Annotated in this window: 9 protein-coding genes and 1 pseudogene; 3 read left to right on the top strand and 7 right to left on the bottom strand. The window is 70.4% G+C overall.

Features of this window, described 5'->3' with window-relative positions; genetic code table 11:
* Window positions 1-9 precede the first annotated feature (9 nt).
* Window positions 10-1,305 carry a phosphatase PAP2 family protein gene (locus tag ACIBU0_RS07460; protein WP_398813997.1) on the bottom strand — a complete coding sequence of 432 codons (1,296 nt, stop codon included), beginning with the start codon at window positions 1,303-1,305 and terminating at the stop codon, window positions 10-12.
* Between the two features lie 274 nt (window positions 1,306-1,579).
* On the opposite strand from ACIBU0_RS07460, the gene ACIBU0_RS07455 reads away from it, so the two are divergent.
* Window positions 1,580-3,061: an alginate lyase family protein gene (locus ACIBU0_RS07455; protein WP_398813037.1), complete on the top strand. Its 1,482-nt coding sequence runs from the start codon at window positions 1,580-1,582 to the stop codon at window positions 3,059-3,061.
* Window positions 3,062-3,128: 67 nt separating this feature from the next.
* Here the strand turns inward: ACIBU0_RS07455 and ACIBU0_RS07450 are convergent, their stop codons facing one another.
* From ACIBU0_RS07450 to ACIBU0_RS07425, 6 genes are all read right to left on the bottom strand, one after another.
* On the bottom strand, window positions 3,129-4,448 hold the full coding sequence (locus ACIBU0_RS07450) for a cryptochrome/photolyase family protein (RefSeq protein WP_398813034.1): 1,320 nt from the start codon (window positions 4,446-4,448) through the stop codon (window positions 3,129-3,131).
* 16 nt (window positions 4,449-4,464) lie between these two features.
* Entirely contained in the window at window positions 4,465-5,976 is a 1,512-nt protein-coding gene (locus tag ACIBU0_RS07445; RefSeq protein ID WP_398813031.1) for an SDR family oxidoreductase, read from the bottom strand.
* Between the two features lie 290 nt (window positions 5,977-6,266).
* Complete coding sequence (locus ACIBU0_RS07440) at window positions 6,267-6,596, bottom strand: hypothetical protein (protein WP_398813028.1); 330 nt, start codon at window positions 6,594-6,596, stop codon at window positions 6,267-6,269.
* 68 nt (window positions 6,597-6,664) lie between these two features.
* The gene (locus ACIBU0_RS07435) at window positions 6,665-7,150 is read right to left on the bottom strand and encodes a hypothetical protein (protein WP_398813026.1); all 486 of its coding nucleotides are present in this window, start codon (window positions 7,148-7,150) and stop codon (window positions 6,665-6,667) included.
* Between the two features lie 255 nt (window positions 7,151-7,405).
* Complete coding sequence (locus ACIBU0_RS07430) at window positions 7,406-8,536, bottom strand: GDSL-type esterase/lipase family protein (protein WP_398813994.1); 1,131 nt, start codon at window positions 8,534-8,536, stop codon at window positions 7,406-7,408.
* A gap of 446 nt (window positions 8,537-8,982) precedes the next feature.
* Window positions 8,983-10,377, bottom strand: a complete 1,395-nt coding sequence (locus ACIBU0_RS07425) for a M1 family metallopeptidase (protein ID WP_398813023.1) — start codon at window positions 10,375-10,377, stop codon at window positions 8,983-8,985.
* 204 nt (window positions 10,378-10,581) lie between these two features.
* On the opposite strand from ACIBU0_RS07425, the gene ACIBU0_RS07420 reads away from it, so the two are divergent.
* Window positions 10,582-12,972, top strand: coding sequence for a non-reducing end alpha-L-arabinofuranosidase family hydrolase (locus ACIBU0_RS07420; RefSeq protein WP_398813991.1), 2,391 nt, complete (start codon window positions 10,582-10,584; stop codon window positions 12,970-12,972).
* A 205-nt stretch (window positions 12,973-13,177) separates the two neighbouring features.
* Window positions 13,178-13,624 (top strand): annotated as a pseudogene (locus ACIBU0_RS07415) (sensor histidine kinase); the annotation flags it as partial.
* Window positions 13,625-13,946 lie beyond the last annotated feature (322 nt).

Here is a 13,946-nt window from a genome sequence, read left to right as displayed (position 1 = left end):
CTCCCGGCGTCAAAGTGGTTCAGGTTGCGGTTCCGGTTGCCGCGTTGGGGTGACCGTCGGTTCCCGTAGCTTGGCGGTCCGACCGTATCCATAGACCACGGAGGTCATCGCCAGGATGAGAAGCGGCCCGAACACCACCGGATGTCTTGCCATCTCCATCGGCAGATAGCGGTACGACACCAGGAGCGCGGCGAAGACCGTGGCGCCGTAGACGACCAGCTGGATTCCTGACCGGTCCCAGCCGCGGTCGAGCGAGCGCAGCGCTGCCTCGATGGTGAGCGCGAACACCACGCCGGCGACGAGATCCACGCCGTAGTGGTAGCCGAATCCCAGCGTCGCGGCGAGCGTGGCGATCAGCCAGAACGTGCCCGCGAACCGCAGAACGCGCGGACCCTTGCGGGAATGGATGAAGATCGCGGTGGCCCATGCCGTGTGCAGGCTGGGCATGCAGTTGCGGGGGGTGATCGTGTCGTACGGCATCGGCTGCGGGGTGTTGATCGGCGGCGGCACGTCCGGCCACAGGTCGGCCATCGCCCAGTGCACGCCGCCGGTGCCGGAGGCGCCCGGGCCGTAGGCGAAGACCGGTCCGACCACCGGGAAGATCATGTAGATGCCCGGCCCGAGCAGGCCGATCACCAGGAAGGTGCGTACGAGGTGATGGCTCGGGAAGCGGCGCTCGGCCGCCACGTTGCGCAGTTGGTAGAGCGCGACGACAACCGCCGCCACCGCGAGCTGACCGTAGACCAAGTGGAGAAGGTGGGAGCTGATCGGGCTGGTGGCGTCGACCATCCGGCCGACCAGCCATGACGGGTTGCCCAGCGCCTGATCGGCGGTTGCCACGTACGGGTCGAGCACCGCCGGGCGGGTCTTGGACGTGATGAGCAGCCAGGTATCGCCGGTCTTGCGGCCGGCCACCAGCAGCAGGCCCAGCCCGACGCCCTTCAGCAGCAGGACGCGGTCTCGGCCGGTGCGGCGCGTGACAGCGACGACCGCACAGCCCAACATCACCCACAACGCGCCGGTGCCGAAGGAATGGCCGTCGCTCATCCTGGCGCCGACCGCCCACCGCGCCGGCAGGAGGACGAGGTCGATACCGATCGCGGCACCAGCCGCGATGAACCGCTGCCGCCAGGGGAGCACCACCATCATCAACGCCAGACCGCCGTACAGCGGTCCCGGTTTCGGGGCGAAGACCAGGGCCTCCACCTGGTCGGTGATCGGCCCCGGCTGACCGTAGCGGCGCGCAACGATCTCCAGCGCGACGAGGAATCCAAGAGCCACCACACCCGCCGCGACCCACAGCATCGCGCGCCAATGACTCCACGCGACCAACGAAGTTGTGCCTCTAGATGTCGATATCAATCGTCCGGCCGATTTATTCGAATGATTGGGTGGATGAAATGCGATTGGGGTAGCCATCGCAAGCTCGAACATGCTAGCGGAGCGGTTCTCCGGGAGGCCCCGGAGCGGGCTCCCGGAGGGGGACTGATCACGAGCGCAGACCAGAACTCGCCGCCGCACTCACCACGGCGCCCCCCAGTTTTTTGTTATCGGCGTCGCCCCCGCCCGTCTCCTCGGCATGGATGTGACACGACAGATCAGCCGCCGCACCATCCTCAAGGCCACGGGCGCCGCGGCCGGAGCCGTCGGTCTCGCCACCGTCGCCACCCCCTCGGTGGCCGCGGGCGGGACCCTCGTCCACCCCGGCCTCCTCCACACCGGCGCCGACCTCTCCCGTATGGCCGCCAAGGTGAAGGCCGGCGTCTCCCCCTACACCGCCGGGTACGCGAAGCTGACCGCCAACCGGCACTCGCAGAGCGACTGGACGCCCCGTCCGCAGACCATCGTGTATCGGGGCTGGGAGGTGCGTCCGCCCAGCACGTGGCCGCAGAACTACGGGATCCTCTACAACGACATCCACGCCGCGTACCAGAACGCCCTGCGCTACCACGTCGGTGGCGACGGCGCCCACGCCGACACCGCCGTCGCGATCCTCAACGCCTGGTCGGCGAAGCTGACGAAAGTCAGCGGCAGCGCCGACCGGTTCCTGGCCGCCGGGATATACGGCTACCAGGCCGCCAACGCGGCCGAACTCGTCCGCGACCACAAGGACTTCCAGCTCGAGAGATTCCAGAAGATGCTGCTCGACGTCTTCTACTCGGTGAGTGAGGATTTCCTCGTCAACCACAACAACGGCACCGCCGCCCCCCACTACTGGCCCAACTGGGACCTGTGCAACATGGCCTGCGCGCTGGCCACGGGCATCTTCTGCGACGACCAGGACAAGGTCGAGCGGGCCGTCGAGTACTTCAAGCACGGTGCCGGCATGGGCTCGATCAAGCACGCCATCCCGGTCGTGCACGACGACGGGCTCGCCGAGTGGATGGAGGCCGGGCGCGACCAGGGGCACTCGCTGATGGGCGTCGGCCTGATGGGCACGTTCTGCGAGATGGCCTGGAACCAGGGCATCGACCTGTACGGCTACGACGACAACCGCTTCTTCAAGGGTGCTCAGTACGTGGCCAAGTGGAGCCTGGGCGGAAACGTGCCGTACACGCCCTACGAGCGTGTGGACCGTCGGCCGGGGATCCAGCGCCCCACCAACGTCGCCCCCACCAGCCCGACGCAGGTGCGGCCGGTCTGGGCAATGATCGCCAACCACTACACCAAGCGGCGCGGGATGTCCTCCACGTACCTCACGCAGATCGCCGCGAAGGCCGCGCCCGAGGGCGGTGGCGGGGACTACGGGCCCAACAGCGGCGGGTTCGACCAGCTCGGCTTCGGGACACTGGCGTTCACGCGGGACAAGGCGACGGACGCCGGGGCCTCACCGAAGCCCGCCGCTTCCGCCGCGGCCTCGGGCGCCGCCTCCGACCCGCGGCCCCGAACGGCGGCCACCTCATCGGCCTCCGCTTCCGCCTCCCCCAGCGCGGGGGGCGATCTCGCCGCGACGGGCTCCGGCGAGGTCGTCGGGTGGACGGCCGCCGCGGGCGTCACCGCCGTCGCCGGGGGCCTGCTCCTGCTGCGCCGCCGCGACCGGGGGCGCCACGGGGCGTCGTAGCCACGGGGCGCTTGCCCGGCAGCGCGGTGCCGATCCGTACGCACCGGTGGAGCGCCTCGCAAGGGCGTCAGTCGGCGCTCCGCCGCTCCCTGAAACGGGCGGCGGCCTCGGCGAGATCCACGATCGGGGCGGGGTGGTCCAGGCCCGCACCGCGGAGCTCGGGGAGCCACCGGCGTACGTACTCCCCGCGGGGGTCGTACCGGCGCGCCTGGACGAGTGGGTTGAGGAGCCGGTTCGGGCGGGTGTCCGTGCCGGTCCCGGCCACCCATTGCCAGTTGAGCTGGTTGTTCGCCACATCGCCGTCGACAAGGAGGTCCAGGAAGTGACGGGCTCCCGCCCGCCAGTCCATGTACAGCGTCTTGGTGAGGAAGCTTGCCGCGAGCAGGCGGGCCCGGCCCGGCATCCAGCCCTCGTGGCGAAGCTGTCGCAGTGCGGCGTCGACGACGGGGTAGCCCGTGCGGCCGTCCTGCCAGGCTGCGAACTCCTTCGGGGCGTGGCGCCAGCGGTCGTGCCGGGTCCGGTAGTCGTGGTCGGCCGCGTCCGGGCGGGCCGCCAGGACCTGGTGGTGGAAGTCCCGCCAGGCGAGCTGGCGGACGAAGGCACGCGCACCGGGATCGTCCTGGGCGCGGGCCCGGTGCACCAGTTCGGTGGGTGAGAGGCAGCCGAAGTGCAGGTACGGGGAGAGCCGGGAGGTCGCGTCGGCGGCCAGGTCGTCGTGCCGGTCGTCGTATGCGGACAGCGGGCCCGCCAGCCATGACCGCAGCCTGCGGCGGGCCTCGGCTTCCCCGCCGGCGGGCAGGCCCGGCGACGCGGAGCCCGACGCGAGCGACTGTGCACGGGGAAGGCCGGCCGAGCCTACGTCGTCCGGTAGCCGTACGGCGTCCGGTGCCGGCAGGACGCCGCGCACGGAGAAGCTCTCCCAGCGGCGGAAGTACGGGGTGAAGACGGCGAAGTGGTCCTTGCCCACCGGGGTCAGTGCCCCCGGCGGTACGACCGTCAACGAGGCGTCGTGGACGCGTAGTTCGCGTCGGCCGACGGCCAGCTCCGCGCGCAGCCGGTCCTCCCGCCGTGCCGCGTAGCGGCTCACCCCGCCCGCGATGTGCACCACGGCGGCCCCGGTCTGAGCCGCCACCCGGCAGGTCTCCTCGGCCACGTCGCCGACGCGCACCACCAGGCGGCCGCCCCGGGCCCGCAGGGCCCTGTCGAGATCGGCCAGGCTGTCGGCGAGGAAAGCCGCGCGGTTGGGTACGGCGAAGCCGGTGCGGCGGATGCCGCTGTCGACGACGAAGAGCGGGACCACACGTTCCGCGTCCTTCAAGGCGGCCTGGAGGACCGGGTTGTCGTGCACTCGCAGGTCGGCGGTGAACAGGGCGACCGAGACGCGCACGGTTCCTCCAGTCCCCTCAGTGCGTACGGGCCGGTTCGGGGACGGCCGATTCGGCCGCGGCGGCGATGGTGCGGGCCATGCCGCCGAAGACCGCGGCGTGGAAGGGTGCCACGCCCCACCAGTAGGCGTGCCCGGCCAGGCCGTGCGGATGGAACAGGGCCCGCTGCCGGTAGACCGTGCGCCCCTGTGGGTCCCGGTCGACGGCCATCTCCAGCCAGGCCAGGCCCGGCAGCCGCATCTCCGCGCGCAACCGGAGCAGCCGGCCCGGCTCGATCTCCTCCACCCGCCAGAAGTCCAGGCTGTCGCCGACCCGCAGCCGGGTCGCGTCCCGGCGGCCCCGGCGCAGACCGACACCGCCCACCAGGGTGTCCAGCCACCCCCGCAGGGACCAGGCCAGCGGCGAGGAGTACCAGCCGTTCTCGCCGCCGATCGCCTCCACCACCCGCCACAGCGCCTGCGGCGAGGCCGCGACCGTGCGCTCGCGGTGATCCGTGTAGAGGCTCCCGCCCGCCCAGTCGGGGTCGGTGGGCAGTGGGTCGCTGGGGGCACGGGGAGTCGAGGCCGAGGACCACCTGGTGGCGACGTCCGCGTCCTGCACGCGCCGCAGAGCCAGCCGGATCGCCCGGTCGAGGTCGACCGGTCCCTCCGGCGGGTCCGGCACGTGGCGGACGATGTCCCGCTCGGCGCAGACCACCTCGTGCTTCAGCGACTCGACCAGCGGGCGCGCGAGGGCGCCCGGCACCGGGGTGACCAGACCGACCCAGAGACTGGACAGCCGGGGGGTGAGCAGCGGAACGGGCACGATGACGCGTTTGGGCAGCCCGGCGACGACGGCGTACCGCCGCATCATCTCCTCGTACGTGACGATGTCCGGTCCGCCGATGTCGAAGGCGCGGTTCACGTCGTACGGCAGCCGCGCGCATCCCACGAGGAAGCGCAGTACGTCGCGGACGGCGATGGGCTGGATGCGGGTGCGCACCCAGCTCGGGGTCACCATCACGGGCAGCCGCTCGGTCAGATACCGCAGCATCTCGAACGAGGCCGAACCCGACCCGATGATCACCGCGGCCCGCAGGACCGCGGTCGGCACGCCCGAGGCCAGGAGGATGCGGCCCACTTCGGCGCGGGACCGCAGGTGGGGTGAGAGTGCGTGCTCGGGTACTCCGGAAGGGCTCAGACCGCCGAGGTAGACGATCCGACGGATTCCGGCGGCACGCGCCTGCTCACCGAAGATCCTGGCCGCGCGCCGGTCGGTCTCCTCGAAGCCCCGACCGGTGCCCAGCGCGTGCACCAGGTAATACGCGACGTCCATGCCCTTCATGGCCGCGCGGACGGACCGCTCGTCCGTCACGTCCCCGCGCACGGCCTCCGCCCGGCCGGCCCACGGATGGTCCCGCAGCTTGCCGGGCGAGCGGGCCAGGCAGCGCACGGAATGCCCGGCGGCCAGCAGCTCCGGCACCAGCCTGCCGCCCAGGTAACCGGTGGCCCCGGTGACCAGACAGCGCAGCGGCCGGTCGTCGTCGGTCATGCCGGTCGCACCCCTGCCTGTCGACGGCGCCTTGTCCGGCGACGGCCGGCGGACCCGGGCGCTGGAAACGGCATGGCTCTCATGTCCTCCCGGTGGCGGCCGGATGGCCGGATGGTGCCTTCCGAGGTGCTCTGTGGCTGTTCCCGGAACCCATGCTTGGGGCCGAGGACGAGCACCGCAACCTGGCCGTTCCCGGCCGGAGGGTGGTGATGTGCGAGCCGGTGCGGTATTTCCACGCGATCGCGTCGCAGAGCATCCGGCCGCCGCCCCTTCCCCCGTTCGACCGGGTACTACTCGACGGTCCAGCCGACGCTTCCGACACCCGAGCTGTACCAGGCACAGGTGGCGGAGGACTGGCCCACCTGGCCCGGGTTCACGGTCACCCAGTCGCCGGAGACGTCGGGGGCCAGGCCGCAGACGACCTCGGCGCGGAACCGGATGGTGCGGTCGCTGTTGTTCGAGCAGGTGGCGATACCCCGGCCGTCGATGCCGTGGACCGAGCCGCTGCAGTCGACCGAGCCCGCGGCCGACGCCGGGGCGGCCATGGCGCCGACGGACAGGGCCACCGCCGAGACGGTGGTGGCCAGACCTGCGGCGAACATCTTCTTACTGCGGATCATCCGACATCTGTCAGAGTGCCCGGCCGTCCGGGCGGCACGCCGTGCGACAGGCTGGTCTGCCGGTCCGGCTACCACCAGTCCGTGCACTGCACCGGCTGGCCGCCCCCGCCGCCGCAGGCGCGGAACCGGTAGTTCGGGCTGTTGTCCGTCACTTTCGCGGCGCTGGTCAGCGGATTGCCGTCGCGGCTTGCCTTGAAGGGTCCGCACTGGACGTGGACGTCCCTGCCGTTCAGCGTCCAGTCCATCCAGACCTCGTCTCCTGCACGCGGGACCGCGAGCGCGGCGAATCCGTGGACCTGACCGTCGATCCTGGCAGCTCGCAGACTGATGCGCCCGACGAGGCCTTGCGGGTCGGAGGGGTGCAGCACTTTGTCGTCCGGGCCGGCGGGGACACCGACCAGACTGTCGGAGATGTCGCGGAACCCGTTGACTCCGCGCTCGCAGTCAGACCGGGCCGCCAGTGCCGTACCCGGCACGGCGACGGTGACTCCGCCTGCCAGCAGTACGCCGGCGACGGCAGTGCAGGCTGCTTTGGCAATTGCACGTCTGGTCATGACGATGCCTTCCCCTTGGGCGACGAACAGCGAGTACAGCTCAAGCTGTGGGCACCGCGCGGCGAATCCCGGCGGCGCCGCTGCAAGGCAACCATGGGGGACCGAACCACGGTCCTGACACTTATCAGGGCGGGAACGCAGCCGCGCCGTCCAGGGCAAGGACCGCCTCCTGGCGAGCGACGGCTTCCACCGAGCAGGCCGCCCGCGACGTTCGCGAGCGGCCTGCCGCTTTGTGTGCCAACTACTGACTGGCCGTCAGCTCTCCTCGCCGGTACGGCGTCTGCGCGCGAAGTAGACCGCGGCGGTGCCGACCGCCACGACCGCGAGACCCGCACCCGCGAGGACGGGCGTACTGCTCGACGCGCCGGTCTCGGCGAGATCGCCGTTCGTGGTCGGGTTGTTCGCCCCCGTGTCCGTGCCGGGCCCGGACGTGGCGGAATCGCTGGGGGTCGGGGAGTCGTCCGCACCGGACGGGGCCGTCTCACCGGGGGTCGGGGACCCGCCCGCACCGGGCGTGGCCGGATCGCTGGGGGACGGGGACGTGCCCCCACCGGGCGCCTCGTCCTGGGCGAGTTGCGCCGCGAAGGCGCCTGCGATCACCTTGTGGCCGTCGGCGTTGGGGTGCGGGTCCTTCTTGGTGCACGCCCAGGTCAGCCGGCAGATCTTGGCCACGTTCGCCGGCACCTCGCCCGCGCCGGGCACGTTCACCTGGGTGGTGAAGTCGTCCGACGAGAAGGCGCCGGCCACGTCCGCCACCTTGAAGCCGGTGGACTTGTACACCTGGGCGATCCCGGCGTTGGCGGCCCCGACCAGAGTTGCCGACTCCTTGGCGGCCTGCTGCCCCGCGGCGCCCTGCACCCAGGCACCCAGGAACGGGTTGTGGTAGGTCGAGCCCACGAACTGCGTGTCGCCCGTGCCCGCCTTGCGCAGCGCGCCCGCGATCTGGGCGAGGTTCTTGGCCATGGTCTGGCTCTTGCCGTTCAGGCACGCCCCGTCGAGGGTGCCCGCCGGGCTGACGCAGTTGAGGAGAATGTCGTTCGCGCCCACGCTGAGGGTCACATAGGCGACCTTGCCCTGGTGCTGGGCCATGGCCTTCAGAGCGGCGTCCAGTTGGGACTTGGCCTGCGGGTAGTCGCACTTGCCGCCCTTGATCAGCGACTCGGTGGTCTCGGCGGTGCAGCCGAGGCGTATGTGCTTCAGTCCGGGGGTGCGCTGCTTGAGCTGCGTGTAGAGCTGGTCGGTGTAGGCGACGTCGGTGTCCTTGTCGACGTCCGGCTGGTAACCGCTGGCCAGGGAGTCACCGAGCGAGATGTAGTACGTGGCGTCCGTGCCGTTGCCGGCCTCGTCCGCGGCGGCCAGTCCGGGCGTGACCAGCACGGTCGTCATGGCGGAGAGGGCCAGCACGGGCCCGAAACGCTGAAGGGATCTCATCACTTACGTGCGCTTTCCAGGGGTTGGGGGGCTTGGATGCCGGAAGGCATGGCGTGAGACGTGACGGAAGCAGCTGACTCAGGCTGAGCGGTTTCCGGGCATCAGAAGAAAGCCTTGGTAAAGGCATTGGGGGATTGACCTCCGTCAGCGGCGGTCTGTCCGCTTCATCTCGGAGGAATTGGCGTCAATCTAGCAACGCGGTGCCGGACTTGGATATAGCAAGCCGACGAAGTTGCGGTCATCACGACACGTGTAACCATCAAAAGGCCTCCAGCGGCCGGGAATTGCTCACCGGACTCGCTGGTAGCCATTCGTTGAGTGACTTATTGTTCGGCGGGTCGACTAACACTGATAACAGAATGCGGGGCCCGGAGGTTAATTCGCCCCCGGGGCAAGCGGCTTCACCGGATGCGGTGCTGCCTCCAGAAGGGGCCCAGGTCCTTGTCCGTCACGGACTGCGCGGCCCGCTTGAAGTCCGCGGTGGTGGAGACGCCGTACCAGTGGTCGTGGGCGTACCGCTTGAGGAGCCGTGCCATCGTGTCGGCTCCGATGGTGCGCTCCAGGCGGGCCAGGGCGCAGGGGCCGGCCGTGTAGATGAGGTGGTACGTGCCCGGGTGGCTGCTCCAGTAGGCCATCGAGTTGGTGAGCGCGGTGTGCTCGCTCGGCCAGTCGTCGTCCGACCAGCAGTCGCGTGTGTCCCAGCCGTAGAAGCGTGCGTTGGCGTACTGGGCGAAGCTCTCGTCCAGCCAGGGTGCGCCGTATTGGTCGTTGCCCACGATGCCGTACCACCACTGGTGGGCCACCTCGTGGACGACGGCGCTGCCCTCCTCGGTGGTGCCGAGGACGACCAGGCCGGGGTATTCCATTCCGCCGCCGAAGTCCTTGGTCATCACGAGGTCGATCTCGCCGTAGGGATAGCGGCCGAACTCCTTGCCGAACCGGTCGACGGCGGCGACGCCGTCCTTGCGGTTGAGGCGTACGCCCGCCGCGGGCGTGTTCGGCGCCCAGTACGACTTCACGCGCACACCACCGGGCGAGGTCTCCGTCGCCGTACGGAACGGACCCGCTGCCCACGCGAAGTCCCGCACCCGGTGCGCGACGCTGTGCGTGACCGTGCGCCCGGGCTTGCCGGGGCGGGTCCAAGTGCGGCCCGTGGCCGGGACCTTGAGAGCCGACGGGTGGTCGATGCGCACACGGAAGTCGCTCGCCAGGGCGTAGAAGCTCTCACCGACCGACACATAGGGATCGAGGTGCCAACCCTTCGCATCGTGCACGGCGAGCACCGGCAGCGCATTGCCCAGGAAGCGGAACGCGCCCTCGCGGCCGAAGCGGTCGTTGCGCCCGGGCACGGTGATGGACACGTCGAAGGAGACGGCCGTCCGCTCGCCGCGCGCGAGCGGCTTCGGCAGGGCGATGCGCAGCGCGGTGCAGTTCACGGTGAGGCGGCCCGCGGTGCCCCCGTGCACCTCGGACACCTTGACCGGGGACGGCTTGCCCGGCGTGCCGCACTTGTCGTCACCGTTGCCCCACAGACGTACGTACACCTCGCGCAGGGGCCGGTCGGAGGCATTGCGGAACGACACCCGCTGCCGGCCCGTCCAGTGGGAGCCGTCGGCGTCGCCGCGCAGGGACACGTCGTAACGAAGCCGGTCGGGCGTCGCGGCCTTGGCCTTGGACGCCGGTTCGGTGACGGCACCGGCACCGGTGGCGCCCGCCGCCATGAGGAAGGCGAGCGGGACAACGAGCAGACGACGACCGGCCCTGGACCACCACGCGGGTGTGCGTAACGACGACATGGCAGCGGATCCTGCCACACCGGTATGACAATCGGCGTCTTTTCTCTCACGGCAACCTTTGTCTGCGCGGCGGCAACTGGCAGGCAAAACGGGACCGAAAACCAAGCCCCGCTGCCCCATAAGGACAAGCCGTTGCGAGATCACAACCCCGATCAGAACCCTGATCAGAACCCCTCCCATCGTCGCCGTCCGGCGACCCGCCGCCTGCTCGCCGCAGCCGTGGTTCTCGCCACCGCGGGGGCTGCCGTACCGCTGGTCGCCAAGGCCGCACTCACACCGGACGCCGGCACGCCGACCGTGGCCGCCGACGCGGCGGCCGCCGGTGGCCGCTACTTCGGCACCGCAGTGGCCGCGGGCAAGCTCGGCGACTCGACGTACTCCACCCTTCTCGACCGGGAATTCAAGATGATCACCCCGGAGAACGAGATGAAGTGGGACACCATCGAGCCCTCCCGCGGCAACTTCAACTTCGGGCCCGCCGACCGGATCGTCAGCCACGCCTCGGCGCACGGCCAGCGGCTGCGCGGCCACACCCTGGTCTGGCACTCCCAGTTGCCCGCCTGGGTCAGCTCCATCAGGGACGCGAACACGCTGCGCAGTGTGATGAAGAACCACATCACCCAGGAGATGACCCACTACAAGGGCAAGATCTACGCCTGGGACGTGGTCAACGAGGCCTTCGCCGACGGCGGCAGTGGTCAGCACCGCAGCTCCGTGTTCCAGAACGTGCTGGGCAACGGCTTCATCGAGGAGGCGTTCCGCACCGCCCGGAACGTCGACCCCTCGGCCAAGCTCTGTTACAACGACTACAACATCGAGAACTGGTCGGACGCCAAGACCCAGGGCGTCTACAGGATGGTCAAGGACTTCAAGTCCCGCGGTGTGCCCATCGACTGCGTCGGCTTCCAGAGCCACTTCGGCGTCGACGGGCCGCCGGCCTCCTTCCAGACCACGCTGTCCAACTTCGCCGCGCTCGGCGTGGACGTCCAGATCACCGAGCTCGACATCGCGCAGGCGTCCCCCACCGCCTACTCCAACGCCGTCAAGGCCTGCGTGAACGTCGCGCGCTGCACGGGCATCACCGTGTGGGGCATCCGCGACAGCGACTCCTGGCGCACCGGTGAGAACCCGCTGCTGTTCGACAACAGCGGCAACAAGAAGCCCGCCTACAACGCGGTGCTCGCCGCCCTGGGCGGCAACAGCAGCAGCAGCGGCGGCAGCGGCACGCAGGCCGGGGGCATCACCTCCGGCACCGTCTACACGCTCTCCAACGCCGCCGCCGGACGCGTTCTCGACCAGCCCGCGGGACAGAACGCCAACGGCACCCCGCTCCAGGTGTGGGACGCCAGCGGCGCGGCCAACCAGCAGTGGCGGGCCGGCCGGAACAGCGACGGCTCCTACACGCTGACCAACGTCGCCAGCGGCCGGGTACTGGACGAGCCGGCCAACCAGACGCGCAACGGGACGCGGATGACGGTCTGGGACGCCAACGGCGGCGCTCACCAGCACTGGAAGGCCCGCCGGAACAGCGACGGCACCTACACGCTGACCAACGTCGCCAGCGGCCGGGCGCTGGAGCTCCCCGGCGGTCGGACCGCCAACGGCACTCCCGTCCAGATCTGGGACTCGCGCGGCGGCGCCAACCAGCACTGGAACCTCAAGCTCGCCGCGGCGCCGAAGAGCGACACCTGTGCTCTTCCTTCGACGTACCGGTGGAAGTCGACGGGTCCGCTGGCGCAGCCGGGGAACGGGTGGCTCGCACTGAAGGACTTCACCACCACGACGTACAACGGCAAGCACCTGGTCTACGCGACCACCTCCAATGGATCGTCGTGGGGCGCGATGACGTTCCGTCCCTTCACCAACTGGTCGGACATGGCGACGGCCCCCCAGACCGGGATCAGCGGGTCCGCGGTGGCGCCCAAGCTGTTCTACTTCGCGCCCAAGAACATCTGGGTGCTGGTCACGAACGGGTGGGGTACCCCCTGGCCCTTCACCTACCGCACGTCCAGCGACCCCACCAACCCGGGCGGCTGGTCCGCGCCCAAGGAGCTGTTCACCGGCCGCCTCCCCGTCGGCGGCCCGATCGACCCGACCCTGATCGCCGACGGCCAGAACATGTACCTGTTCTTCGCCAATGACAACGGCAAGATCTACAAGTCGACCATGCCGATCGGGAACTTCCCGAGCAGCTTCGGCTCCTCGTACACCACGGTCATGAGCGACACGAAGGAGAAGCTGTTCGAGGCGCCGGAGGTCTACAAGGTCCAGGGCCGGAACCAGTACCTCATGATCGTCGAGGCCATGGGTGCGGGCGGACGCTACTTCCGCTCGTTCACGGCCTCCAGCCTGAACGGTCCGTGGACCCCGCAGGCCGCCACCGAGTCCAACCCCTTCGCGGGCAAGGCCAACAGCGGCGCCACTTGGACCGACGACATCAGCCACGGTGACCTGGTCCGCAACAACCCCGACCAGACCATGACCATCGACCCCTGCAACCTGCAGTTCCTCTACCAGGGCAGGGACCCCCGCTCGAACGGCACCGACTACGTGAAGCTGCCGTACCGGCCGGGCCTGCTCACCCTGCAGCGCTGACCCGACCAAGAGACGAAGGCCCGGCGGAACCTGTTCCGCCGGGCCTTTGCGTGGATGCACAGCTGTGCGGTGGCTGTGCGGCGATGACGTATCGATGCCGATGAAGCATCGATGGGCATTTGTTACAAGCGCAGGTCAGACTTGCGGTCAAGGCACTGAGCGGAAGGAGCAGGGGATGCGGCTTCGCCGACTCGTGCCCTGCGCCGTGGCCCGGCTGGACTCCCAGGTGGCGGCGGTGGAGACCGAGGAGCGTGAGGTGAGCGCGATGACCCGGCGTGCGGTCGCCGGGCTCGACGGCGTGCGCGTCACGGTCGTGACGGACACGGTCGTGGCCACCGACCCGCGCCGTGTCGAACGGATCCTGACCAACCTGGCCGCCAACGCCCTGCGGCACGGCGCCCCACCCGTGGAGGTGGAGGTCGACGGCCCCGTGGTCCGGGTCCGCGACCACGGCCCCGGTTTCCCGGCCGATCTGCTCGCCGTGCTGCACACCTCCGGCCCCCAGCGCTTCCGCACGGGCTCCCGGACCGGCGGCACCGGCCTCGGCCTGACCATCGCGACCGGCCAGGCCCGCCTCCTCGGCGCCCGCCTGACCTTCCGCAACCGCCCGGAGGGGGGCGCGGAGACGGAGCTGCGACTGCCGACGTACTGATCCGCCGCAGGCGGGTCGAGCGGCCGGCGCGCCCGATCGTCCCCGATCGACCGGCACGCGGGTTGCCAGGTATCGGATGGCGGAGACCGTGGCCTGGGCGACGAGGAGGACGGCCGCCCGGGAAGGACGACCGCCCATCCCGGGCCGCAGTCCGGTCTCAGCCGTACGGCGACGAGGGCGTCCGCCGCGTACGCCCACCGCACCCGTGGCACCGGCCGGGATCCGGCGCCGACGGCGCGGCGCGCGGGCCGTGCGGCTGCCGCTCGGAGGCGGCGTCGACCGAACGACCGCTTCAACGGCCGGCAGAAGGGACCGTGGCCGT

Source organism: Streptomyces sp. NPDC049627 (assembly GCF_044465645.1).
Taxonomy (GTDB): domain Bacteria; phylum Actinomycetota; class Actinomycetes; order Streptomycetales; family Streptomycetaceae; genus Streptomyces.
The sequence above is the reverse complement of the archived record's forward strand: the minus strand, read 5'-3'. Positions and strand labels throughout refer to the sequence as shown.

Bases quoted from the DNA above. Each gene is read 5' to 3' on its own strand.
- ACIBU0_RS07460 (WP_398813997.1), bottom strand. From the start codon at position 1,305: ATGCTGTGGGTCGCGGCGGGTGTGGTGGCTCTTGGATTCCTCGTCGCG.
- ACIBU0_RS07425 (WP_398813023.1), bottom strand. From the start codon at position 10,377: ATGTCGTCGTTACGCACACCCGCGTGGTGGTCCAGGGCCGGTCGTCGT.
- ACIBU0_RS07455 (WP_398813037.1), top strand. From the start codon at position 1,580: ATGGATGTGACACGACAGATCAGCCGCCGCACCATCCTCAAGGCCACG.
- ACIBU0_RS07445 (WP_398813031.1), bottom strand. From the start codon at position 5,976: ATGACCGACGACGACCGGCCGCTGCGCTGTCTGGTCACCGGGGCCACC.
- ACIBU0_RS07440 (WP_398813028.1), bottom strand. From the start codon at position 6,596: ATGATCCGCAGTAAGAAGATGTTCGCCGCAGGTCTGGCCACCACCGTC.
- ACIBU0_RS07435 (WP_398813026.1), bottom strand. From the start codon at position 7,150: ATGACCAGACGTGCAATTGCCAAAGCAGCCTGCACTGCCGTCGCCGGC.
- ACIBU0_RS07430 (WP_398813994.1), bottom strand. From the start codon at position 8,536: ATGACGACCGTGCTGGTCACGCCCGGACTGGCCGCCGCGGACGAGGCC.